Origin of the sequence: Bacteroides sp. An19 (assembly GCF_002160215.1) — a bacterium.
Taxonomy (GTDB): Bacteria; Bacteroidota; Bacteroidia; order Bacteroidales; family Bacteroidaceae; genus Phocaeicola; species Phocaeicola intestinalis.
In genome coordinates this window covers 1-23,339 of sequence record NZ_NFKD01000031.1, presented here as the reverse complement: position 1 = coordinate 23,339, position 23,339 = coordinate 1, and the positions used below count along the sequence as shown (strand labels likewise).

The window sequence follows — 23,339 nt, the reverse complement described above, 5'->3', positions numbered from 1 at the left end:
TAGATAGCTTCGTCTGGTGTAAGATTAATAATCTTACAACGTATGCACCTATATGCGCTTGCCTCCGCACCTGTATCCGCGGGCTTCCGCAACCGGCTGCGTCTCGCAATGATACCATCCGGGAAGGCGGTTGTCAAGAGTTGGGGGAAATTATGCAGGGATGTGAAAAATAAATGCGGATAAATTCGGACTTCCTTTAAAATCTTTCCGGAATATGAAGGAAAATGCTTACCTTTGCACGCAAACTTGATTTATTAGAAAAACGACGTGACAAGAAAGAAGAAAGAACTTCCTTTACTGGAAAAGGTAACGATAACGGATGTGGCGGCAGAGGGAAAAGCTGTTGCCAAGGTGAATGATTTGGTCATCTTTGTGCCATACGTAGTGCCGGGCGATGTTGTCGATTTGCAAGTCAAGCGGAAGAAAAACCATTATGCGGAAGCTGTAGCCGTAAAGTTGCACGAAAAGTCTCCGATGCGTGTAGAGCCGTTTTGCGAGCATTACGGTGTGTGTGGCGGATGCAAGTGGCAATGTCTGGCGTATGCCGACCAGATTCGGTACAAGCAAAAACAAGTGTATGACAATCTGACCCGCATCGGGAAAATCGAATTGCCGGAAATCAGCCCCATCATCGGTTCGGAAAAGACGATGTATTATCGCAATAAGCTGGAATTCACATTCTCGAACAAGCGTTGGCTGACCGAAGAAGAAGTGAAGCAGGATGTGAAATACGAGCAGATGAATGCAGTGGGTTTTCATATCCCCGGTGCGTTCGACAAAGTACTTGCCATCGAGAAATGCTGGCTCCAGGATGATATTTCCAATCAAATCCGCAACGCTATCCGCGACTATGCATACGAACATCAGTATGCTTTTTTCAACCTGCGCACGCAAGAAGGCATGTTGCGCAATATGATGGTACGCACTTCTTCTACCGGAGAGTTGATGGTCTTGTTGCAATGCAAGATTGTGAATGACGAGGAATTGGAGAAAATGAAGGAACTCCTTCAATTTGTGGCGGACAAGTTCCCTCAAATCACCTCCTTATTATATGTGGTCAATAACAAATGCAACGATACAATCGGCGATTTGGATGTATGCGTATTCAAAGGGAAAGACCATATTTTCGAAGAGATGGAAGGGCTTCGGTTCAAGGTAGGTCCCAAGTCATTCTATCAGACCAATTCAGAACAAGCTTATAATTTATATAAGGTAGCCCGTGACTTTGCCGGATTAACGGGCAATGAGCTGGTATATGATTTGTATACCGGAACCGGAACCATCGCTAATTTCGTTTCCCGTCAGGCTAAAAAGGTAATAGGAATCGAATATGTGCCCGAAGCGATAGAGGATGCCAAAGTCAATTCAGAATTGAACGGCATAAAGAATACCTTGTTTTATGCAGGCGATATGAAAGATATCCTGACCGAAGATTTTATCCGCACGCATGGACGGCCCGATGTGATCATTACCGACCCGCCTCGGGCAGGCATGCATGGCGATGTCATTCAGGTGATATTGGCGGCAGAACCGGAACGCATCGTTTATGTGAGTTGCAATCCGGCTACACAAGCCCGCGATTTGCAGTTACTCGATGTGAAATATAAAGTAAAGGCAGTCCAGCCGGTAGATATGTTTCCACATACGCATCATGTGGAAAATGTGGTATTGTTAGAAAAGAAAATTCATTAAAAAATAATAGCCGTGGCAATAAAAGACTTTAAGACAAACAAGCCTATTAAGGCGCATGCTACTTCGAAATATACAATTTACCGGGTAACCGAACCTGCCGGATTGATGGAATTCCTGATGAAGAAAATGGCAGGAATAAGCCGCACACGGGTTAAAGCTTTATTGACTAACCGGGTGGTATTGGTGGACAATACGATTCAGACGCTTTACAATTATCCGTTGCAACCGGGCATGTGTGTGCAAATCAGCCGGGAAAAGCACAAACACGAATTCCATCATCCGATGCTGAAGATTTTGTATGAAGATGCATACATCATCGTTGTCGAAAAAAAAGAAGGATTACTCTCGGTTGCTACAGAACGTCAAAAAGAGCGGACGGCACAACATATATTAAATGAGTATGTAAAACGGATTCATAAAGGGAACCGGATTTATGTCGTCCACCGCCTGGATAGGGAAACATCAGGTATTATGATGTATGCCAAAGATGAAAAAACGCAGCATACATTACGTGATAACTGGCACGACCTTGTGCGCGACCGCCGCTATGTAGCAATTGTACAAGGAGAGATGGAACAAGATGAAGGCACGGTATGTTCTTGGCTAACCGACCGTAAGCTATACGTAAGCTCCTCTCCGACAGATGACGGAGGCAAATATTCGGTGACTCATTATCACACCATCAAGCGTGCCAATGGCTTTTCGTTATTGGAATTGCAACTGGAAACGGGGCGGAAAAATCAGATTCGCGTACACATGCAATCATTAGGGCATCCCGTTGTAGGAGACGAACGTTACGGATGCGAAATGAATCCGTTGGAAAGATTGGCCCTTCATGCCTTTAAATTGTGTTTTTACCATCCAGTAACACACGAATGGATGGAGTTTGAGACCCCATACCCCACTCCTTTCAAGACATTGATGCTAAGAAGATAAGAAAAAACTGTTTTCGAGGATGTTTTCTCGATTTTATAAGAATGATAGCGGGCTATCCTCGAATACAATTTGCAAAATAAACCTAAGCAAAGTTTAAACAGACTCTAAAAACAGTTTCTCAGGAGGAATGATATTCCACCAACTTTTTGATAGGGTTTTGTAGAAATGTGCCGGTGCACAAGCCGCAACAGGCAGCTGCTTCCTCTATCTCAGCACGGAAATGCCAGGCTATAGAGCCTACAAACGAAACAGGCAGGCGTCTGGAGTAAAGCAGAACGTTACGCCGGAAGAACTCTCCGAAATGTTGAAGTAGGAAAGTATGCACCTCCGGGTCGTTTTTGTGCGCATGGATAAACGGTGCAAGACTTGCCAGAAAGCGGTTGGCCTGAGGATGACGATACACGCGTTCAATGATACCTTGCGGGTCGAGGCGCAACGTGTCCAACAAGGCATCGCGAAGCTTCAGGGGAAGTTGGCTCTTAAGGCAATCTGCTACAAAATGCTTGCCCAAGTAAGCCCCGCTTCCTTCATCGCCCAGAATATAACCTAAAGGGGAAATATTTTGGGTGATACGCTCTCCATCGTACAAGCACGAGTTAGAGCCGGTACCCAAAATACAAGCAATGCCCGGACGGTGTTGACACAAAGCGCGTGCAGCTCCCAACAAATCCGTTTCTACCTCAATGTGCGCCTTAGGGAAAAGGTCTTGCAGCGCTTCGGTGACAGGAGCCGATACGGATGGCAGACATCCGGCACCATAGAAGAAAATACCCGTACATGTATCTGCAGGTACTGTGCATCGGGGTACCAACTGGTCTTCGAGAATATGGCGGATATATTCAGCAGATTGATGGAACGGATTGATACCTTCGGTCTGCACTTGCATGTAAGCCCCACCGATGGTATCATAACACCAGTCAGTCTTCGTTGCTCCACTGTCGGCTATCAGAATCATTTGAGTTTTTAAGTTTTTGAGTTTTTAAGTTTTTTGAGTTTGTCAGCACACAGGCACTCACAGATTTTCATTTTCTCCTTTTGTCATGCTGAGCATCGGCAAAGAATCTCGTGGACATCATGTGTATGCATCCGGGATGCTTCACTTCGTCCAGCATGACAAATTAATTTGTGGTGAAACTCAAAAACTATTAATGACAATGTCCGCATCCGCCTCCACAACACCCATCTTCATCGTGGTGATGATGCCCTTCTTCACCGCATCCTCCGCCACAACCTTCGCAATGTCCTCCGCATCCTCCGCTCATGGCGTTCACGATTTCTTCGATTTCTTTATTCGTGGCAGGACGCATCTCAATAATCTTACCCTCGAACATCAGGTCTTTACCGGCGTGAGGATGGTTCAAGTCGATTACTACCTTATCATCGGTAATTTCGCCCACGTTGGCATAGAAGCGATGCCCTTCGTTGTCGTTCAGCATGATGATATTGCCCGGATAAATATTCTCGCTATCAAAATTCCCATCGGGATCGCAGAACATCGCCTTCGATACCTGGCGCACATTGTCCTCATCACGCTCGCCGTATGCTTCGGCACAAGGGATGGTGAAACTGAAGTCGGCCCCCTTTTCCAAGGCAGTGATTTCTTTTTCGAAACGGTCAAGCGTATATCCGATTCCAGAAATAAACTGGAACGGATGTGCGGCAGGTGCTTCTTCGATAAGTTCTTTTTCTCCGCCGTTCATTGCGTAAAGGCGGTATGATACAGTGATGTATTTATTTTCCATGTCTAATATAAATATATTTATTGCGGCACAAAGATAATACAAAAAAGTGAGATACAGAGAAACCGTTCTGAATTTCTCAATGGCATCGCTGCAACCTTCTATGAAGATTGTGATGAAATTCTGATTCAGAAACTCTAAATCTACATGAAGTTACAGAGAAAAACATTTATGAACAAATATTCAATTTTTCTACAGACATTTACCAAATAAAAAAGTCCTGATTTCCAACGAAATCAGGACTCAAGTCGGGGTAGCGGGATTAAAATTTCATCATAAAAGCCCTGATTTTTGAAAAAATAGGAATCTATTTTTTTGTTTACTGCCTGTTTCTGTCGATTTTTGTCTGTATTAATTTCGTTTATTCTGATACATCAGGAGCGTATTTAATTTTTCCTGACGGTAATTCCACATATCTGTCTCCACGTAAGTTATAGTCCATATCACTGTCTGTTAACAGTTTTGTAAAACATTCGTCTACTGATAAATTCTCATATCCTCTTGATTGCCTTAGTTCGTCTAAATCCACAAAATATGTATTTTCTAAGAAATCATTATCTGTTTGTTCCCACTCAATCGGTTCTTCTCCTTCACACAAGTCTACGACAAGATTCATCAATCCATATTCTCCATTTGCAATACTTACTACTTTGCCATGATATTCAACATCTTCATATATTGTTTTAACTTCCATAAGTACCACTACTTTTTTAAAACAAAAGGCATGATGTTGCATGACACCTTTTGTTTCAATTCCTTTGTCTGAAATAATCCATAAATTTGAAGGAGTTGTGCTTGACATAATGTCAAAAGCTAAATTGACTTCAGTTCTTATCTCTCCTCTTTTAATAGTCAAATCAATTTTCATAATTTTAATATTTAGGTATTAGATATTCTACTTTTCCAAATATGACCCGCTTGCAGCGGCATAAACAGCACTTTCTTCCTGGTGGACATTGGCTTTTTTCAATTCTGATAATTGTCGCTGCAAGTCCCCTATTTCACGGTTCAGCCGTTCTACTTTGTCTTGCAATTCTTTATTTTGAATTTTTAAGAAAGAAGATAACTCCGTATTGGCTACAGATTCAATTGTTGAAAGCATTTCACCTTCACCAGTCAAGAACCAACGGGCATTTAGATCTTTATAAGTATATAGAATTTTCACAATATTACTCCCGTTAAGACTTCTACCCTTCTTTCTTGCGTTTCCAATAATGCCTGTAGAAAGTCCACATTGAACAGTTACTTGGTTGTCATTTAACCCAGCATAAGCCATATATTCCTCCAATCTTCTAATAATTTCATTTTCCATATTGAAAAAACACAAGTAAATCTTGCATATATTGTATTTTCACAATATATTTGCAGCAAATGATTAAATCGTATGCAACAAATGTACAAAGAAAACACTACTAAAGCAATAGCGAAAAAACGCTATTCATTCCGGAAAGGCTACCTTCAAGTGACCCTAAAAGATAGGGACGAACTGCGTGAGGAATTAAAAAGCATTCTTCGAATCACTCAACGGAGTTACTTCTACAATGTTATGAATGCAGGTATCATTGACATCAGCCTGCCAAGATTCGAAGCCATTACACAGGCATTCGCACGCCGAAACATCACAGACGTATGGGACATCACAGAACTTCCGCAATCCTCACAACCCGAGAAAGCCAAGTAGCCGAGCGTATCGCATGGGGTGCTTCACAAAAAGAAGTGGCTGATGATTTGGGTATCTCTCGCTATACGGTAGACAATATTTTGCGAAAGGTATATGACAAGCTACACATCAGCAAAATAAATGAGCTTTCCGCATGGTGGTTCTGCACAACCTTTGGCATTAGCTTCGAGTTGTCACCGCTGAAACGTACCATCGGCGCGCTTTTCCTTGCATGCCTCTTCATTTGTGGAGAAATGATGAATGAGCATCACTTCTGCCGGTACCGGACAGGAAGAGTGAGAATAGAACGCACTATAAAAATAAAGGATTAATAACTACGCATTATGAATTACATGAACATGTATGAAAAGATGATGGAGCAGAAACGCATCACTTACCTCACTCCAGTATTGGTAAGAGATACGGACCAAGGAATATGGGAGATTGACATATAAAAAACATTATTAACATGACAAGCAAGGAAAATGAAGTATGGATTCCCGTACCGGGATTCTCCGCTTACGAGGTCAGTTCTGACGGAAGAGCCAGGAGCCTGAAGCGGGGTAAATGTGTGCTAAAAAAGCTGAAAGGCAAGTCGCATATCGGCAATTACCGGAGCGACTGCGGCACGCGGTTCTACTCGTCTTGGGTGCGGATGTATTATTGTGCGCTCCACGGCATAAACCCACTGGACTTGAAAGGGAAAGACGTATTCATATCTATGGAACACGGAGAATTCAAGGTAGAAGGAAAGGAAAAACGGATTCAAACCCTGCAGGGGATAAGAGCTTACAGACTTTCCCCACTGGACATGGAAGAAGTCAGTCAGAGGTACGAATTCTGCAAGGAGGTTTGCGACGCTATCCTCGAATATTACGAGACCGGAAATGGCGGTCGGATAGAAAGGATGATACACAGCATCAAGGAAGAAGTGAAATGGTATATGTATAATACGTTACGGGTCTACAATCCCGAGATGAGAGAGGAAGTGTTCAGCCAGTCGGTAGAACAGTTCTTCAAAACCTTGCAGGAGAGAAAACGCACCATTTACGGATTACGTCCGTTCTTCTATAAATCCGCAAGGTATATCATGACGAATATGCGGAAAAGGAAACGAAAAGAAATTTCCATAAAAGACGAATTTTTAGAATACTGGGACTTTCATGCTTCTTTCTGACAAAGAGGATAATAACGGCAATAGGGAACAAAATACCACAACGGAAAACGCATAGCGGTACGCCTGCCAACGCACCGCGTTTCGTGAGCGGTTTCACCGCGCTGAAACTGCCATCGTACCGCTATGTATCGGGCTACGCACCGCGGTGTGTTTTCGGGCATAGCTAACAAACTGAAAAACAAGGAGGTTTAGGCACGACTTGGGTAGCGTGTAAACTTCGACCCGATGGAGTTCGATTCTCCAAACCTCCCCGACGATTTACCAACTTATTAAAACAGAATAATCATGGAAAAAAAAACTATCAAGCAAGTGCGGGGCTTTGCCTGCATCGCCTCCCCCGACGAACGATACCGCATCTGGATTCCGCGCCCCACGCCGACAGGCATCCTGGTGTGCACCTGCGGATTTGCCCTGAGCGGGCACATGGACTTTGTGGATGCCGTAGACCGCCTGTTCTACGTGCGTGTAGACCGCGCGCAGACCATCGACGACGACCTGAGCAACCTCTACCTCACTTGCCTGCAAGCCCCCATGGGCTGCATGGAACAGCTGCTGGTAGACCTGCCCGAACTGATGGAGGAACACCTTGGGTAATTAATAATTAACAATTAATAATTGGAGCATGGAATGTGAACTTAGCATCAACCGGGGCTTGCTGGAGGCGCTCATCGACGAATGCCGCCGGAAGCGGCTGCCCGTGCGCATCCAGCGGAGCTTCTGGTTTACGGAAGAAAACGGCACCGTGCTGGAGACCGTCACCATTGAGTATCCGGACACGGATTTCGACTTCAACGCGGTGATGAGCCGCGTCATCAACCGGCACTATAACTTAAATGACACGGAACAATGAAAAAAGACAAGAACACGAAACAACAACGCGTCAGGGTGCTGCAGACCGGAGAGCTGGGCACCGTGACCGACCAGGTATTGATGAAACGCGGCAACAAGCCGATGGTGTACAAACAGGTAAGGCTCGACAGCAAGCCTCACCTGGACCGCTGGTACTGGGCAGATCAGCTGGGAGCTGTAAGGGAGACGTGCTGTATTACGCTAACGGGCGGCAACGGGACGGAATTGTATATCAATGTGACGCATGACTACGAAAAATACGGCAGCTACGAGTTCGAAGCTTTTGTCAAACCTGCCAACCTGAAGGAGCACGACCGCCACGGGCTGCCGTTCCTGCTTACAGGCGCATTGCTGAAGGGATTGGGCGTCGGGCAGGAAGGTGTGGAGACTTCCGTCGATGTGCGTCCTGCCATATCCGAAAAGAATTGACCACCTTTGCACCTGTTAATACCCCGTATGCCTTATGATTAAAGCTACCGACATCTACGCCGCCACGCACGACGGTCTGGACATCATACTCTATTATTACCCGCAAGCCGAGGGGTGCGTGGACAACAAGAAGAAGTTCAAGCGCCGACCCGATGAAGATGACGCTTCGGCGTGCATCAAGCGGTTCCAGGACTGCTACAAGGTGACCGACTTCGGCGACACTGCCACCGCCATGAGTCCCATCGACATCTGCATGACAGAAGAGAACCTGCGGTTCAACGAAGCGATTGCCCGGCTCGCGGCACGCTACAACGTGACCGATGAACTGAAACGCTCGGTCAACAAGCCCGATATCCGTAAACGCCCCGCCACGGCGGACGAGAAAGAGGGCAGCCGTTTCTTCGAATTGGAGGAGCGGTTCACCCCCGACCAGCTGAAGATAATGGGTCCGCGCGTGAAACAGGAACATGTGGATGCCCTGCACTGGCACGTGGCACGTAGCATCTCGTACGTGAAGAACCGCGAGGTGATTACGAAGTATTCCACGCCCACGTATCCCATCTTCATGCGCGAGTGCACCATTGACAAGCCCGAACCGGGCAAGCCTTCCGTCTTCTACAAGATTTACGAACCGCTCAACCCAGACAAGCAGTGGCGGTTCAGCTATACTCCCGAGGGCGCGAAACCCAAGCAGTACATCAACGGCATGGCGGAACTGCGGGCTGCCTACCGCAAATTCAATGCAGATGAGGAAGCCGAGTTCCGCCGCACCGCCAAGGAGGACGAGGTATATAAGGAGAAGAAGCTGCCTGAGGCTTTCATCTGCAGCGGCGAGCGCGATTCGATGTGCCTCCGTTCGTTGGGCTACCACCCGTTGTGGTTCAACAGCGAGACCTATCGTGTCACCGCCGAAGAGATAAAGGAGATATACAAGTACGTGGAGCGGTTGTATAACATACCCGATATCGATTCGACCGGCATCCGCAAGGGGCGCGAACTGGCATTGCGCTTCCTCGACATCCATACCGTGTGGCTGCCCTCGTGGCTCACGGGATACCGTGACCAACGGGGCAAACACCGCAAGGATTTTCGTGACTTTGTGGAATTGCGACCCGACTACCGCGACTTCCAGAACCTGCTGCAGCTGGCGATGCCCGCACGCTTCTGGGACAGCCAGTGGAGCGAGCGGAGCAAGAAGACCACGTACTCCATCAACACCGCCCACCTGCACTACTTCCTTACGCTGAACGGATTCTACACCCTGCACGACGACAACAGCGACACCGTGCGCTACATCCATATCCGAGACAGCATCGTGCGCCAGATAAAGGCGAAAGACATTACCAGTTTCCTGCGCCAGTTCACCGTAGACCGCTTCTTGCCGGTGGATATCCGCAACCTGATACTCGATTCGCCGCGCACCAGCGAATCGTCGCTCTCGCTTCTTGATGAAATCCGGTTGGATTTTACCAGCTATACCCCCACGGGGCAGTACTTCTTTTTCCCGGACTGCTGCTGGCTGGTGACCAAGGACGGCATCGAGCGGCACGAAGGCATGTTGCCCGACGGACGCAGCGTGTGGGAATCGAACGTCATCGGTCACAAGGTCAAAGTGCTTCCTCCGATGTTCGAGATAAAGCGTATGCAAGACGCCGAGGGGTGCGACCGGTTCGACATCGATGTGAAAGAGCACCAGAGCTGCTTCTTCCGCTACCTTATCAATACCAGCCGTATCTACTGGCGCAAGGAGCTGGAGTATGCGTGGGAGGACAAGGGAGCCGACGAAGCCGACCGCTACCGGACGGAGCACAAGTTCGACATCGCCGGACCGCTGCTGACTGCCGACGAGGTTGCCGAACAGAAGCTGAACCTCGTGAACAAGATATACGCCATCGGGTACAACCTGCACCGCTACAAGTCGCCGAGCCGGGCGTGGGCACTCTTCGCCATGGACAACAAGATAGGCGAAGAAGACCAGTGCAACGGGCGCAGCGGCAAATCATTTCTCTTCAAGGCGTTCCGGTTTTTCATGCGCACGGTGAGCCTGTCGGGGCGAAACCCCAAGCTGATGGACAACCCGCACGTCTATGACCAGGTGGACCAGCACACGGACTTCATCCTCGTGGACGACTGCGACCGTTACCTGAGCACTTCGCTGTTCTACGACAACATCACCAGCGGCATGACGGTCAATCCCAAAAACAACCGCTCGTTCTTTATCGAGTTCGAAGACTCGCCCAAGTTCGGGTTCACCACCAACTTCGTGCCGCGCGACTTCGACGCTTCGACAAACGCGAGACTATTGTATATGGTATTCTCCGATTATTACCATGAGAAGACTCCGGAGAACGACTACCTGGAGACCCGGACTATCCGCGATGATTTCGGGCGCAACCTGATGACGGCTACCGACTATACCGATGACGACTGGAACCAGGACATCAACTTCTTCGCCCAATGCCTGCAGTTCTACCTTTCCATGGCCGGTTGCGGCGTAAAGGTGCAGCCGCCCATGGACAACATCATCAAACGGAAATACAAGAGCGACATGGGCGGCAGCTTCGAAGACTGGGCATACGGATACTTCGCCCAGGAGGGCGACAACCTGAACAGACTCATCGTGCGCAAAGAGGCTTACGAGGCATTTGTCGACTTCGCCAAGGTATCGAAAGCGTACTGGACGATGCAGCGGTTCACCAAGGCATTGAAGGGCTTCACCGAAATATGCCCCTACGTGGCGGAGATGAACCCGGCATCGATGCAGAACGCTTCCGAACGCCTGATGCGCAAAGATAAAGACGGCAAGACGCAGGACATGATTTACCTGCGCACCACCGACAAGGTATTGACCGCCGATGACTTCAACCCTAAAGAAGAAGACGATGGAGGAGTTTCGTTCTGAATACGTCAAGTACTACGAACGCTACCTTCCTGCCCTGCTGGACGGAGGCGATGCCGAGCGGTACATCCGTCAGGTGTACGACTACCTGGAGCTAATGCGCCCCGGCACACGGCTCAACCTGCAGGCGGAAGGCGACAAGCTGAAATGGATGCTGGTAGCTGTCGGTGCGTTTATGGCGGCGCAAGACCACTGGATGGACTTCGAGCTGAACACCGACTATACCAAACTGCGGCGCGTCTTCCTACCCGACAAGTTCAGGCGGCTGATGAAGAAGCCTCCCGGCAAGCGGTAAAAGGCATACTCGACAAGAAAACACGGGCACAATTGTCCGTGTTTTTTATTTGCCCGAGGTCAAGGAACCGGAAGGGCGCTTCCCGGCTTTCCACACCTTTCCCCCTTTTTTCTACTAAATTTTTGTAACTCTGTAACCAGTGTTTGAAAAAAGAATAAAAACGGCTCATTCATAAAAAGATAAGCAGGTCACAAAACGGTTACAAAATCCGGTTACAAAACAGGTTACAAAAAAATAAGGTTTGTAACCAAGCCCGTTCTCGTGCCTTCCGTTTCCCTCCGGTTGCAAAGTTGCAACTTGCCGTCAACTTGCCGTTCGAAGTTTGTAACAGCATGCAGGTTTTGATTATCAGACGGTTAAAGCCCAAAAGTTGCAGGTTACGAAGTTGCATAATTTTCTGGGCAAATCAGTCAGCGGAGCGTGTAATGTTCAGACGCAAGACGTACGGATAACGGAATAACCGCTTGATTTGTCAAGATAAATGAAAATTAATGTGCTACTGAATAATGCACATTGTCACATTCCCACATTAGCACATTGTCACATTGCCACATATTTCGTATCTTTGCAGTAATCAAATCTTTAACGCATGAAACCACAAGTAACCATTGAACTTCCGCCACATCTGCACGACTACCTGTATCACGAGTTCGGCACGCCGCGTGGCGAAGAAGCCATAACCGTTACCGCCGCAAACGACCTGGGCAAGCTTATCCAGTCGATGATTACCGTGAGCGACCGGCCGCCCAAACAGGCAATCAAGGAGCATCCCGTCACGCTTGCCTTGCCGGTACAGGAGTGGAACCACTTCATCTTTCAGGAAAACTTCATCTACATCCCCGAATGGAAGCAGCGGATGCTGCGCGAATACATTGAGGCATCCTACCGCATCCGTATCCGCGAATACTTTATTGCCGGATACGAAAAGGGCTACAAGCAGGACCGCATCATCCGCGCCTTCCTCTACGCCTACAACATCAAGAACAACGCCATCAACTACGATGCGGTGAAGAAGTACGACTACCGCAACCGCCAGCGCATGGTGAAGGAAGTGGACAGGGATATCCAGCTTTCGTTATTCCCTTAACACTGTTTAACCTATTAAATTCTAAGTGAAAACCGCCGAAACTCGTATTTTAACTCTTAAACTTTAAGTAAAAATGAACCGAAACGACAAACGCGCGTCCGTCTGCGGGCTGGCTTTCCTTCCGCTGAGCCAAGCCACGGTGCGCAACTTTCCGGGCAGTCCGGACATCGGAGTACAGGGTACCTTCACGCCGGTGCCTGTTTCGTCAGCCGAATACGGCGAGACCGGAGAAGCGGGTTATCCCATAGAACAGGAACTCGAAGCCGTAGTAACCGACACAAGTTCGGCAGAATTGAACGGACTCCGCACCCTTTTTGCCGAAGCCGGGCTGGTGCTGCTCGACTTCACCAATGGCGACCGCCGGGTGATCGGGACCGATGAGTTCCCGGTACAGGTCAACACCGAACTGAGCGGCACTCCTGCAACACTTTCACTCACTTTCAAGCGCGACAGCCCCGAACCCGCCAAGGTTTATTCGTCCTTTTGACGGGTTGATACCGTTGTACCTTTGTATCCGGTTATTAATAGGTATTAGTTTTCAAAGGTGTAACAATGGTTTTCTCATTTCTATACAGTGCGGTGTGCCGGGGCAAGTGGTTCATCTCCTTCCGCGAGGCGGAAGCCAACTTGCTTCTGGTGCAGCGGCTGTTGTCGCGCGACGCTTCGCTGGCAGACGGCAAGCCGCTGTCTGAAAGCCAGCCCGTTCCGGTGATGCTGGAGCACGAAGGGCGGCTGATGAAGCGTGGAGATTCGTTTGCCGATGCGCCCGAGGGCAGCACGGCAGTCATCCCCCTGCGCGGCACCATGCTGAAATACGGCACGATGTGCAGCTACGGCACAACCGAAATCGCCTCCGTCATCCGTGAGGCGGCAGCATCCAAAAACATTTCCTCTATCGTTCTCGACATCGATTCGGGCGGCGGCAGCGTGGATGCCATCGCCCCGCTGGCAGATGCCATCCGCCAGGCGCAGTCGGCGCGTAAGGCGGTGGTGGCAAGCTGCAGCCTGTGCGCTTCCGCCGCCTACTACGTGGCAAGCTACTGCAACGAGATACTGGCAGACAACGACATCGATGCCGAGTTTGGCAGCATCGGCGTGATGATGAGCTTTGCCGACTATGCCAAGTATTACGAGAACGAGGGCATCAAGGTGCACACCATCTACAGCAACCTGTCGGATTACAAGAACGCCCCGTTCGAGGCGGCAAAGAAGGGCGAGTATGCCAAGATACGCGACGAAGAGCTTGACCCGCTGGCGCGCGACTTCCAAGAGAACGTGAAGCGCAACCGGGGTGCACGCTTGAAGGCGGACACCGAAGGCGTGCTGCGCGGACGCATGTTCTACGCCCGTGATGCCGTCCGCACGGGGCTGGCGGATGCGGTAGGAACGCTGGCGCAGGCTGCCGAACGGAGCCGCGAGCTGTCGGCGCAGATGTGCATCGACGACTATATGGGAGCCAATTATTAATTGTAAATTATTAATTCTTAATTGAATAAGCTATGTTTGGAAAAGTAATGAGTGTGGTTCTCGCCTTTCTGGGCATCTCGGCTTTCGCCAAAGACAAGAACGGTAAGTCCGTTCTGCTGTCGGTGCAAGAAGAGCAGCTGAAGCAGAAGTACGGCGAGAAGTTTGTCGAGTCGTTCAAGAAAGACTTGGCGGAGTTTGAGAAAGACGGTGCGGCAGCCGAATCTGCCGTGACCGGCGAAGTGCAGGCACAGCTGGAAGACGAACGCGAGAGCAACGTCCGCCTGATGGAGCGCATCAAGGCACTCCAGGAATCCGAAAAGCAGATGAAAGCCCTTCTCGAAGAGCGGGACAAGACCATCGAACGCCTGAGTAAAGAGCCTGCAGCCGATGCCGGCGAACAGGTGACGGGAGATAATGATAAAGGTATGGCAAAGAAATTCAAGCCCGACATGAGCCTGGCGCATAACCAGTGGCTCGATGCGGCATTCAAGGGGGCTGCCTACAGCGGCAACACCACCATCGACACCACCGAGCTTCAGAAAGAGTTCGGCAAGTACGTCAGCAGCGAACGCCTGCAGATCATCAAGGACCTGATGGGCACTACCGAATCCATCCGCTACATGAGCACCATCATGACGGACAAGACCGAGGTGCGTGCACAGCAGGCGGCCATCGACAGCGTGCTGCAACAGTTCGTGCCCTACTGGACACCCAAGTCGAAGAGCACCTTCACGCCGCTCACCATCAAGAACTTCAAGTGCAAAATCAACGTGCAGATCAAGCCCTCCGACATCATGGAGGACATCCTGGGATACCTCTACGACGAGAACCTCGACCCGAAGGACATGCCCATCGTCCGCTACATCCTCTACCAGCTCATCTTCCCGAAGCTGGCCGAGGAACGCGAACAGGCATTGGCCGTCGGCGTGTACAAAGAGAACTCGGTCAGCCAGGACGGCGGCACTGCCAGCGCGGCCCTGGACTGTATGGACGGCTATGTGACGCAGTTGAAGGCGTTGAAGACCGCTGAGAATGACAAGGTAACCTGGCTGCTCGATGACACGACGCTGAGCACGGATGGCAAAACGCTGCTGTCGCAGATAGACCAGGCGGTGGACCAGGTGAAACCCCTGTACCGCAACAAGACGATGTTCGTGCACGCAGACCCGGATCTGGTCATCCGCTACAGCCGTGCCTACCGCGAGAAATACCCGTGGCTGAAGAACCAGGACGGCGAGAAAGTGAAGATTGATTTCACCAACTTCACCTTCGCCCCGCTCGAAGGCATGCGTGGTACCGGCGTGTTCTTCATCACCCCGAAGGAGAACTTCAAGCACCTCATGTCCAAAGACCCGCAACGCACCAGCATCCGCATGGAGACCAACCACTACAACGTCGACATCATGGCAGAATGGTGGGAAGCCTGCGGTTTCTGGCTCGCCGAAGCCATCTTCGCCTACATCCCGCCCGAAGAGGAAGAAGAACCGGAATCTTCGCAGGGAGGCGGCGTGTAAACAATGGACAATGGACAATTGCGATGCCGCATGGTTCATTGTCAATTCTTCATTCTTAATTATTAATTCTTCATTATTATGGCAGACGAATACGCATTCATATCTGTGCCCCGCAAGAGCAACAATGCCGGACGGGCTACAGGCAAAAAAGGATACATCGTGCTCTTCCGCTGGGACGACGTGGCAACCTTTACCAAAGACGCGAAGGGCGTGCGCGTGACCGCCTTCTCCTTCGCCGAGAGCAAGAAACCCATTGCCGTGTACACCACGCAGAGCACCATCAACATCTACGACACCGCGGAGGGAGACCCCGATGCACGCGGATTTATCCACCACGTGGACTTCGAGCATCCGGGTTCGGAAGTCGAGTTCAAAGAGTTCCTCAACAACAACGTCAACGAAAACCTCGGCGCGATTGTCATCAACTGCGCGGGCGAAGACTGCAAGATTGCCGGAACGCCCTGCACCCCGCTGAGCATCAGCACCGCCGAAGGGCAGGACAACAACGAGGCGAACAAGACCACCATCAACATGGCTTCCACCCTGCGGGGAGACACGCTGGGCGTGATTGCCAAGTCGCTCATCCCTGTGACCGACGATGAAGAAATCAACACCATTCTCGGACTGACCGGTACAGGGTCGTCACAAGGAGGAGGAGTATGACGGACAAGATGAAACCTGTAGAGAACCCTGCACCCCTGCCAGCCGCACCGGTGCAGGATGGCTTTGATAAGAAGACCGCCGGGACCGCATGCGTCTCGGTGGTCATTCCGTATTGCAAGGAATATGCGCAGGGCAACGAGCTGCTCTTCGCCTTGCGCTCGTGGTACCAGAACGCGCGCTTTCCCTTCCGCATCGTCATTATCGGCGATGCCGAAGAATGGATGGACGGCGAGAACCTGACCCTCATCGAGTGCCCCCGCTGCTCGGACATCCCCAGCGTGGACACCCTGCACAAGCTGTGGACGGCACAGGAGAACCCGGAAGTGACCGGCGGCTTCATCTGGACCAACGACGACATCTACCTGATGAACCCCGTCGGGCTGGAGCACATCCGTATTCCCAAGGTACTGGGACCGCTCCGCCCCGAATCCTACAGCGGGCACTACCGTGCCGCAATGCGCCACACGATGGAACTGCTCGCCGAATCGGGCTTGCCTGCGCTGAACTACGGCACCCATACGCCCCTATGGTTTGAGAAGGAACGGCTGGCGGCGTTCCTGCCTGCCGATGACCCCAAAGCCACGGAAGGCACGCTCTTCACCTCGCTTTACTTCAACCAGTGCAACACGGTGCACCCCGTCCGTCTGGACTGGAAGACCGATCCCTTCCTGCTGCCGGTGGTAAGCAAGGCGCCCGATGAGAAGTACGTGGAGCGGCTGTTACAGAACAAGGTGTTCATGAACAATGCCCGAAGCGGTTACAGCCCGTGGCTGGAGAAGTTCCTGGAGAAACGCTTTCCCGACAAGTCGCCCTGCGAGCTATGAAGAGCGGATGCCGCAGAAAAAAGCCTGAGCTTCCGCGACGAGTTCCCGTTTCTCGACAAGCCCGGATGCCCCATGGAGCTGGAAGCCCTTGCCAGCCGCAAGTTCACCAAGTACCGGGCTTACGTCCGCCTGCATCAGAAGCTGCGCGGATGTGCCGGACTGGCGGAATGCGCCGAGACGGCAGGCGAGCTGGTAGACAACTACATCGACAACCGCCTTATCTGGCAAGAGCTAACGTGGTACCAAGAACACGGCTCGCTGTTGGGCAAGCATCCCGCCTTCGCCGAGTTCCGCCGCCGCAAAAAGCTGGTGAACATGCCGGTCAAGAAGCTGATGACACGGCTGCGGCAGGTGGAGATGAACATCTGGCGCGTGAAAAGCGAACTGGCAAAGGGTGACAAGCCCCACCTCGACGCCGTGCGCCGCGAACGGCTGGCAGGCTATGAGAAAGAACGGGCAGACATCCTGAGACTGTTGGAATGAAAATTCGTATTGATATGGGGTATTACTTTTCGTTGGATGAATTAAAACGTGAGATGATGGACTCTTGCTTCTATTCACAGAGGTTTGAGTCCTTACTCACGTTTAAACTTGACAGTCTGCGTGAACTGTGCGGTCGGCTTCCTGAAGAAAACGAGATATTCTTTATCGAGACGCAGAAGAGTTTTACCGCATTTACCTTTATCGTTTACCTGATCAGGCAGACAGGCCATATCAACCGGTTATACATTGCGACCTATTCCACCAACGAAAGAATCATCAATGCCTTGTTGCGCTGGCGTGACAGAGGCATGTTGGGCGACATCCACCTGCACGTTTCCGAGACACTCAAGTTCCGTATGCCGAAGGTGTTTGCCCGATTGGTTGATTTAAACCATAAAGGTGTAATTACCCTTACATGGTCATGGAGCCACAAAAAGGTGGCTTGCATCGATACTCCGCAAGGGTATTTCGTCGTCGAAGGGTCAGGCAACTACGGTGAGAATGCGATGATAGAGCAATATGTATTCCTTAAAAACAAAAAAGTCTATGAATTCAGAAGTGACCGGATACGACCGCTGGCATGACAGTCCCGAATGGATGTCGCGCATTGACATTGACGAATACGAACGTCTCGCCGGCATCGGCTACCGCCCCGAACAGATTGCCATGTACTACAAGATACCGCAGAAAGACTTCCTGTGGTACTTCCACCTCATAGGCAGTCCGCTGAAGTACCACTACGACCGGGGGCAGCTGCTCCAGCAAGCCAAAGAGGGGCTATCAATGTCCGCCGCTGCACAGACCGGAGAGAACGTGACACAGGCACAGCGGTTTGACAAGTTCCGCAAATCGATAGGTTATAAAAACAGCATCAACAAGATATTCTTTGATGATATAGGCTGACTTTAATTCTTCCTTTCTAAGTATGTTCGAAAAATCCCACTACGAAACCCTACAAGACTACCTTGCCAGCGGCTGCACCCTGGAGCTGACCGCCGAAGAACTGGACTACTACAATGCCCTTTACGCCTTGGTGGGCATCCACCGCAAGTACGGCAAGGACAATGCCATAGCCTTCCTGATGCACAAGCCGTTCTGCGTGGAGCGGGGCAGGGCGCGGCAGATGTACGCCGAAGCCCTCAATCTGTTCTACCTGAACGACACGGTGGAAAACGACGCCTACCGCAGCATCCTCTTCGACAACCTGCAGAAGGCAGCCCTCGCCGTGCTGCAGAACGCCACCTCGGCAAAAGACATGGAGGTGTACGGCAACCTGCTGGTGCAGGCCGCCAAGGTGAAGCAGCTCGACAAGCCCGACCCCGTGAAACTGAAGCAGGTGGACGAAAAACACTTCAAGGTGTACGACCTCAGCCCCGAATCGGTAGGGCTTCCGGCGGCAAACCGCCAGAACCTGGCACGGCAGATCGACCAGATGCAGGACTTGCCCGAAGGCGAGAAGGTGCGCCTGCGCCGGGATGCCAACATAGAAGACATTAATTTTGAAGAAATGCTCGATGACACGCAAGAGAAAACTAAGGATTACGAATGACGTAGAGGTGCGCTATGCCAACTGGATGGCGCAGCTCATCGCCGTGATGCAGCCCTGGAGCCTGTACTGGATTGCCGGGCGTGCCAGTGCCAAGACGGTGCAGGTATTGGCGGAACGGGTGCAGGAGGTGGCGCACGACTGCCCCGGAGCACCCTTCGCATGGGTGGCGGACACCTACAGCGACCTGCACAAGAACGTCATCCCCTCGCTCATCGACGGGCTTTCGCTGCTGGGATGGATGCCCGACGTGCACTTCGTCATCAACCGCGAGCCGCCGCGCGAGTGGAAGCAGCGCATGTACAACGTCTGCACCGACTGGCGCAACACCATGGTGTTCTATACCGGGTTCAACTTCACCTTCATCTCGCTCGACCGTGCAGCAATCGGCGCGGGACGCTCCTACGTGGGCGTGTTCGGCGACGAGGTGAAGTATTTCCCCGAAGAGAAGTTCACCAACCTGCTGAAGGCGGTGCGCGGCTTCCGGGTGAAGTACGGCGACTCGGTGTGGTACCGCAGCCGCACGCTCACCACCGACATGCCCAACCCCAACCACCTGGGCGAGTACGACTGGATATTGAAGCTCGCCCGGCAGAACGACAAGCAGCGCATCCTGCTCGCCCTCCGTGCCGGCTTCGTCTACAACGACACCAAGCGCGAATACCTGTCACGGCTTCAGGAATACAACAGCCTGAAGGCGGACGCGCGCACCGACCCTGCCGTGCGCCCCGCCCTGGCGGATGCCGAACGCCAGATGATGCTGGCACGGCGCACCATGGAGCGGTGGGAACGGCGGTGGGTGAAGACCCGCCGCGGCGTGTCGTTCTTCTTCATCTCGTCCTCGTATGTCAACGTGGACATCCTGGGCGAAGACTGGTTCAACGACGAGTTTGCCGAAGGGCTGGAGGGCGCGGCATGCAACATCCTCTCGGTCATCCCCAAGCTCGAAGCCTCGCAGATGTTCTACTGCAACCTCTCGATGAAGAACTTCTATGCCGACGGGTTCCTGAACGACGTCATCGAGCAGCACCCCTTCGGCTGGGAGCAGGACTGCACCGTGCTGCGCTACCTCGACCCGGGGCGTCCGCTGGAGGCAGGCATGGACGCCGGCAACATGCTCAGCATGGTGTTCGGGCAGCAGGCGGGACGCGTGATGCGCATCCTCAAGGAGCTGTACACCCTGCCCCCGCAGAACGTGCGCGACCTGGCAGACAAGTTCCTGGCTTACTTCAAGCCCCACCGCCGCAAGCTGCTCAAGCTCTACTACGACCGCTCGATGAACAACTACAAGCGTGTCAGCACCGACATGGCAAGCCAGATAAAGAAAGCCATCGAGACCGATGCCGAAGGGAGGCGCACGGGCTGGACGGTGCAGCTCATGTCGTTGGGGCAAGGCAACATATCGAGCAACCTCGAGTACCGGTTCTTCATGGACCTGCTGCCGGGCAACCTCGCCCGCCAGCTCTACACCCTGCTCATCGACCAGCACAACTGCCCCAACCTGAAGAGCGAGATGGAGGTGACCCGCACCAAGGCGAAGGTGAACGAGCGCGACAACACCACGCAGATAGTCAAGGAGAAGACCGGCGACAAGCTGCCCGTACACCGCCTGCCCCGTGAGAGTACCAACCTGACCGACGCGCTGAAGTATTTCGTGCTGCGCCCCGAAGTGGTGCGTATGTGGCAGAGCCGCAGCAAGGTGAGCGGGGCAGCCTACTTGTAATAGCACAGCTTTCTTTCCATGTTTTTGTTCAGCCCGGCTGTCCGTGATGGATGGTCGGGCTTTTGGCTGTTTGTAACGATATTTCGTCATATTTCCGAACTGGTCGACGGCTTGCAATCGCAATCCCCCGACGGCGCGGCTCGGGCTTCGGAGATGCTTGTTGCCGCTTTTAAAGCGACAACAGAAGGTTTTCTTTCTGATATTCATCGGTTTCTTGCTTCCCGTTGTGCCGTTTTGCCCGGAAAACCGCCCTGTTCCGCAGGCGCACTCCGCCTGGCAGACGGGGAGGAAGCGCGGAATGCCGCCGCACGCAGCGCGCTGATCAGCCCGATACATAGCGGTACATCCGCAGTTTCACCGCTATGAAACTGCCTTCGCAGCGCGCTGCGTTTCCGCCCGTAAGGGCATAAAAAAAGCCCGTCCCCATAAAGGGACGAGCCTCTTTCCGGTTGTCGTCAATCGCCTACGCGCCCGTCTGCGTTTGTGCTTTCCGTTTTGCCGCTTCCAGGTCTACCGTCGCCTCGCCCGCCTTTTCGGCTTTCAGCGTGGCGGCTTGGGCGGCACGGCTGCTCACGGGGTTGAACACGGCTTGCGAGGCGAGGTTCTCAAAGTCGGCTCCCGGCGTGAAACGGATGTTCACCGCCTTGATGTTCTGGGCGGTGAAGGCTTCCAGCGTTTCCGCGCCCTCCGACGAGAGCGTAATCCAGAAGTCGCCCAGGTCGCCCAGCTGCACCTTCTTTCCTTCGAGGAGCATCTCCACGAGGCATTCGCACATGTCCGAGATGACACCCTTCACGGTGCCGCGCGAGTACACGCCGTTGTGGTTCGCGATGTGGCGCACGAACTTGTTGAACGTCATCAATTCACTCATCTGGGGTTTTGCATACGCCTTTTCGGGCGCCGACTCGTTGGCAGGGTTCGCCTGCAAGGATACAGAATAGTTGATCATAGATTGTAAGGTTTTAAAGGTTGCGCCGCAGCACCATTGCTCCGGCCGGGTGCAAAGGTAAGGCTAAGGGGAGGAATCCGTACACCGGCGTGCGCTCATTCCGCTGCACGGCGCGTGCAGTCGGCGGCGAAGCGTTTCAGCAGGGCGTACACCTTGCGCTCGGAGATGCGGTATTTCACGGCAAGTACGGTCACGGCGTAGGTCACCTTCTCGCCTCGCCGGCGCATGGACGTATATTCGATGTAAAGGTCGATGTATTTGCAGTCGTCCGCCTTTACGCCGGCGGCAACGAGCTTGGCGATGAGTTCGCGGTTGAACTCCAGTATTTCGAAAAGGGTCATAAAAAAAAGCGGGAGCTTCTTGTTTCCTCCCGCCACGGGCAAAGATAGCATAAAGTTTTGTAACAGAAAGGAAAAACGCCCGGAAATTGCGCGTTTGCCGGATTTTGCTTACATTTGCGGTGCCCAATCAATCAACGAACGAACATGAACCCCTTTTCAACGCGTAACCCGTAGCCAATCGGGTTAAGGTAAATCGTCGAACCTTTGGGCACGCGTTGGAGAGGGGTTCGCCCTTTTATGTACAATGAATGATGAATATTTATTTAACTATATATTAGACTACATTTTCGAAACCGGAGGATGTGACGATATTGGCGTAATGCTGAAAGAGAACTGCAATGTATCATTGGAAAGTGAACGGGTACATCGGTTACGCCGCATGTTGGTTGCTTCCGGATATGTTGAAGAAGACAATTATGCCTACGGAAACCATCCCCATTTATCGATAACTGAAGCGGGCACGAAGTTCGTGATGGAAAAAAGAAGGCAGGAATCGTCAGCCCCGCAACGTAAAGCAGGAAAGAATACGGTTTTTTTCCGGCAGAACTGGAAATGGATTGTGGAAATCACTGTAGCAACTGTAGCAGCTCTTGCAGCTGTCGCTTCATGCTGACAATCTGTAGAGACAACAGGATGACTGCCAATGATAAAAGAAAAATGGCCAATGTGCGCAAATCATCGATGGTGAACGGGTTCTTGAATTTCATAAGACAGTATGGTTTTTATTTTGTATCTGTTTCTCCGTTGGAGATGTATCTGAACAGTATGTCCGCACGGCGTACGGTTTCTTTTATGTCATGGCTAAGGAGGCCGGTACTGATGATTTTTTCTACGCAGTATTTGCGCAAGCTAACTTCGTTCGGGTATGTTATGGTGAAACCTCCGATTGTCAATCCATCGCCTAAGCCTTCTATTTCTTCGGCAAGTTGTTCTCTTTCTGTCATAATCGCCCACCGTCAAGTTAGAAGTGCAACTCCTCCACCGCCTTCCTCCGTCCTTGGAGCGTAGCGGAAAGGGCGGAGGAAGGCGGTGGAAGCCGGGCTTCGGGTCATCCGGCAATACAAAA

30 protein-coding genes are annotated in these 23,339 nt (G+C 51.5%); 22 read left to right on the top strand and 8 right to left on the bottom strand.

Going from position 1 to position 23,339, the window contains the following annotated elements:
* Nucleotides 1-267: 267 nt before the first annotated feature.
* Nucleotides 268-1,692, top strand: coding sequence for a 23S rRNA (uracil(1939)-C(5))-methyltransferase RlmD (gene rlmD, locus B5F25_RS12115; protein WP_022040111.1), 1,425 nt, complete (start codon nt 268-270; stop codon nt 1,690-1,692).
* 12 nt (nt 1,693-1,704) lie between these two features.
* Entirely contained in the window at nt 1,705-2,628 is a 924-nt protein-coding gene (locus B5F25_RS12110) for an RluA family pseudouridine synthase (protein ID WP_022040110.1), read from the top strand.
* Between the two features lie 118 nt (nt 2,629-2,746).
* On the opposite strand, the gene B5F25_RS12105 is transcribed toward B5F25_RS12110, so the two are convergent.
* The 4 genes from B5F25_RS12105 to B5F25_RS12090 all read right to left on the bottom strand — a co-directional run bounded on the left by B5F25_RS12105 (nt 2,747) and on the right by B5F25_RS12090 (nt 5,679).
* The gene (locus tag B5F25_RS12105) at nt 2,747-3,583 is read right to left on the bottom strand and encodes an ATPase (RefSeq protein WP_087249843.1); all 837 of its coding nucleotides are present in this window, start codon (nt 3,581-3,583) and stop codon (nt 2,747-2,749) included.
* Between the two features lie 190 nt (nt 3,584-3,773).
* Nucleotides 3,774-4,370 carry an FKBP-type peptidyl-prolyl cis-trans isomerase gene (locus B5F25_RS12100; RefSeq protein ID WP_022040108.1) on the bottom strand — a complete coding sequence of 199 codons (597 nt, stop codon included), beginning with the start codon at nt 4,368-4,370 and terminating at the stop codon, nt 3,774-3,776.
* A gap of 358 nt (nt 4,371-4,728) precedes the next feature.
* Nucleotides 4,729-5,235, bottom strand: coding sequence for a hypothetical protein (locus B5F25_RS12095; protein ID WP_087249841.1), 507 nt, complete (start codon nt 5,233-5,235; stop codon nt 4,729-4,731).
* 27 nt (nt 5,236-5,262) lie between these two features.
* The gene (locus tag B5F25_RS12090; protein ID WP_087249839.1) at nt 5,263-5,679 is read right to left on the bottom strand and encodes a hypothetical protein; all 417 of its coding nucleotides are present in this window, start codon (nt 5,677-5,679) and stop codon (nt 5,263-5,265) included.
* A gap of 81 nt (nt 5,680-5,760) precedes the next feature.
* Between B5F25_RS12090 and B5F25_RS21210 the strand changes: the two genes are divergently transcribed.
* The 10 genes from B5F25_RS21210 to B5F25_RS12040 all read left to right on the top strand — a co-directional run bounded on the left by B5F25_RS21210 (nt 5,761) and on the right by B5F25_RS12040 (nt 13,250).
* Nucleotides 5,761-6,048: a hypothetical protein gene (locus B5F25_RS21210; protein WP_140406929.1), complete on the top strand. Its 288-nt coding sequence runs from the start codon at nt 5,761-5,763 to the stop codon at nt 6,046-6,048.
* On the top strand, nt 5,997-6,359 hold the full coding sequence (locus tag B5F25_RS12085; RefSeq protein WP_087249837.1) for a helix-turn-helix transcriptional regulator: 363 nt from the start codon (nt 5,997-5,999) through the stop codon (nt 6,357-6,359). Before B5F25_RS21210 ends, B5F25_RS12085 begins: the two co-directional genes overlap by 52 nt.
* 137 nt (nt 6,360-6,496) lie before the next feature.
* Nucleotides 6,497-7,204: an NUMOD4 domain-containing protein gene (locus tag B5F25_RS12080; protein ID WP_087249835.1), complete on the top strand. Its 708-nt coding sequence runs from the start codon at nt 6,497-6,499 to the stop codon at nt 7,202-7,204.
* A 285-nt stretch (nt 7,205-7,489) separates the two neighbouring features.
* Entirely contained in the window at nt 7,490-7,798 is a 309-nt protein-coding gene (locus tag B5F25_RS12075; protein WP_087249833.1) for a hypothetical protein, read from the top strand.
* Between the two features lie 28 nt (nt 7,799-7,826).
* The gene (locus tag B5F25_RS12070) at nt 7,827-8,054 is read left to right on the top strand and encodes a hypothetical protein (protein ID WP_087249831.1); all 228 of its coding nucleotides are present in this window, start codon (nt 7,827-7,829) and stop codon (nt 8,052-8,054) included.
* On the top strand, nt 8,051-8,482 hold the full coding sequence (locus B5F25_RS12065; RefSeq protein WP_087249829.1) for a hypothetical protein: 432 nt from the start codon (nt 8,051-8,053) through the stop codon (nt 8,480-8,482). The genes B5F25_RS12070 and B5F25_RS12065 overlap by 4 nt, the downstream gene beginning before the upstream one ends.
* A 34-nt stretch (nt 8,483-8,516) precedes the next feature.
* On the top strand, nt 8,517-11,384 hold the full coding sequence (locus B5F25_RS12060; protein ID WP_206423548.1) for a hypothetical protein: 2,868 nt from the start codon (nt 8,517-8,519) through the stop codon (nt 11,382-11,384).
* Nucleotides 11,365-11,676, top strand: a complete 312-nt coding sequence (locus tag B5F25_RS12055; RefSeq protein ID WP_087249827.1) for a hypothetical protein — start codon at nt 11,365-11,367, stop codon at nt 11,674-11,676. Before B5F25_RS12060 ends, B5F25_RS12055 begins: the two co-directional genes overlap by 20 nt.
* 589 nt (nt 11,677-12,265) lie before the next feature.
* Entirely contained in the window at nt 12,266-12,763 is a 498-nt protein-coding gene (locus tag B5F25_RS12045) for a transcriptional regulator (RefSeq protein WP_087249823.1), read from the top strand.
* A 73-nt stretch (nt 12,764-12,836) separates the two neighbouring features.
* Nucleotides 12,837-13,250 carry a hypothetical protein gene (locus B5F25_RS12040; protein ID WP_087249821.1) on the top strand — a complete coding sequence of 138 codons (414 nt, stop codon included), beginning with the start codon at nt 12,837-12,839 and terminating at the stop codon, nt 13,248-13,250.
* Nucleotides 13,251-13,284: 34 nt separating this feature from the next.
* Here the strand turns inward: B5F25_RS12040 and B5F25_RS22475 are convergent, their stop codons facing one another.
* Nucleotides 13,285-13,584 carry a hypothetical protein gene (locus B5F25_RS22475; protein WP_241148409.1) on the bottom strand — a complete coding sequence of 100 codons (300 nt, stop codon included), beginning with the start codon at nt 13,582-13,584 and terminating at the stop codon, nt 13,285-13,287.
* Between B5F25_RS22475 and B5F25_RS22470 the strand changes: the two genes are divergently transcribed.
* The 9 genes from B5F25_RS22470 (at nt 13,475) to B5F25_RS11995 (ending at nt 20,983) form a co-directional block, all read left to right on the top strand.
* Nucleotides 13,475-14,230, top strand: coding sequence for a S49 family peptidase (locus tag B5F25_RS22470; protein ID WP_343206231.1), 756 nt, complete (start codon nt 13,475-13,477; stop codon nt 14,228-14,230). The genes B5F25_RS22475 and B5F25_RS22470 overlap by 110 nt on opposite strands.
* A 32-nt stretch (nt 14,231-14,262) precedes the next feature.
* On the top strand, nt 14,263-15,744 hold the full coding sequence (locus B5F25_RS12030) for a hypothetical protein (RefSeq protein WP_087249816.1): 1,482 nt from the start codon (nt 14,263-14,265) through the stop codon (nt 15,742-15,744).
* A gap of 78 nt (nt 15,745-15,822) precedes the next feature.
* A complete protein-coding gene (locus B5F25_RS12025; protein WP_087249814.1) occupies nt 15,823-16,407 on the top strand; it encodes a hypothetical protein in 585 nt (194 codons plus the stop codon).
* Complete coding sequence (locus tag B5F25_RS12020; protein WP_087249812.1) at nt 16,404-17,231, top strand: hypothetical protein; 828 nt, start codon at nt 16,404-16,406, stop codon at nt 17,229-17,231. Before B5F25_RS12025 ends, B5F25_RS12020 begins: the two co-directional genes overlap by 4 nt.
* A 72-nt stretch (nt 17,232-17,303) precedes the next feature.
* Nucleotides 17,304-17,714 (top strand): hypothetical protein, encoded by a 411-nt coding sequence (locus B5F25_RS12015; protein WP_087208060.1) that lies wholly within the window; start codon nt 17,304-17,306, stop codon nt 17,712-17,714.
* The gene (locus B5F25_RS12010) at nt 17,711-18,298 is read left to right on the top strand and encodes a hypothetical protein (RefSeq protein WP_241148407.1); all 588 of its coding nucleotides are present in this window, start codon (nt 17,711-17,713) and stop codon (nt 18,296-18,298) included. The genes B5F25_RS12015 and B5F25_RS12010 overlap by 4 nt, the downstream gene beginning before the upstream one ends.
* On the top strand, nt 18,261-18,617 hold the full coding sequence (locus tag B5F25_RS12005; protein ID WP_087208062.1) for a hypothetical protein: 357 nt from the start codon (nt 18,261-18,263) through the stop codon (nt 18,615-18,617). Before B5F25_RS12010 ends, B5F25_RS12005 begins: the two co-directional genes overlap by 38 nt.
* 22 nt (nt 18,618-18,639) lie before the next feature.
* Nucleotides 18,640-19,263, top strand: a complete 624-nt coding sequence (locus tag B5F25_RS12000) for a hypothetical protein (protein ID WP_087249810.1) — start codon at nt 18,640-18,642, stop codon at nt 19,261-19,263.
* Nucleotides 19,229-20,983 carry a hypothetical protein gene (locus tag B5F25_RS11995; protein WP_087249808.1) on the top strand — a complete coding sequence of 585 codons (1,755 nt, stop codon included), beginning with the start codon at nt 19,229-19,231 and terminating at the stop codon, nt 20,981-20,983. Before B5F25_RS12000 ends, B5F25_RS11995 begins: the two co-directional genes overlap by 35 nt.
* 463 nt (nt 20,984-21,446) lie before the next feature.
* Here the strand turns inward: B5F25_RS11995 and B5F25_RS11990 are convergent, their stop codons facing one another.
* Nucleotides 21,447-21,932 carry an HU family DNA-binding protein gene (locus B5F25_RS11990; protein WP_087249806.1) on the bottom strand — a complete coding sequence of 162 codons (486 nt, stop codon included), beginning with the start codon at nt 21,930-21,932 and terminating at the stop codon, nt 21,447-21,449.
* Between the two features lie 95 nt (nt 21,933-22,027).
* Nucleotides 22,028-22,273, bottom strand: coding sequence for a hypothetical protein (locus B5F25_RS11985; RefSeq protein ID WP_087208070.1), 246 nt, complete (start codon nt 22,271-22,273; stop codon nt 22,028-22,030).
* Between the two features lie 244 nt (nt 22,274-22,517).
* Between B5F25_RS11985 and B5F25_RS11980 the strand changes: the two genes are divergently transcribed.
* Nucleotides 22,518-22,886 (top strand): hypothetical protein, encoded by a 369-nt coding sequence (locus B5F25_RS11980; RefSeq protein WP_087249804.1) that lies wholly within the window; start codon nt 22,518-22,520, stop codon nt 22,884-22,886.
* 109 nt (nt 22,887-22,995) lie between these two features.
* Here B5F25_RS11980 and B5F25_RS11975 read toward each other — a convergent pair whose 3' ends face one another.
* A complete protein-coding gene (locus B5F25_RS11975) occupies nt 22,996-23,217 on the bottom strand; it encodes a hypothetical protein (protein ID WP_087249802.1) in 222 nt (73 codons plus the stop codon).
* Between the last annotated feature and the right edge of the window lie 122 nt (nt 23,218-23,339).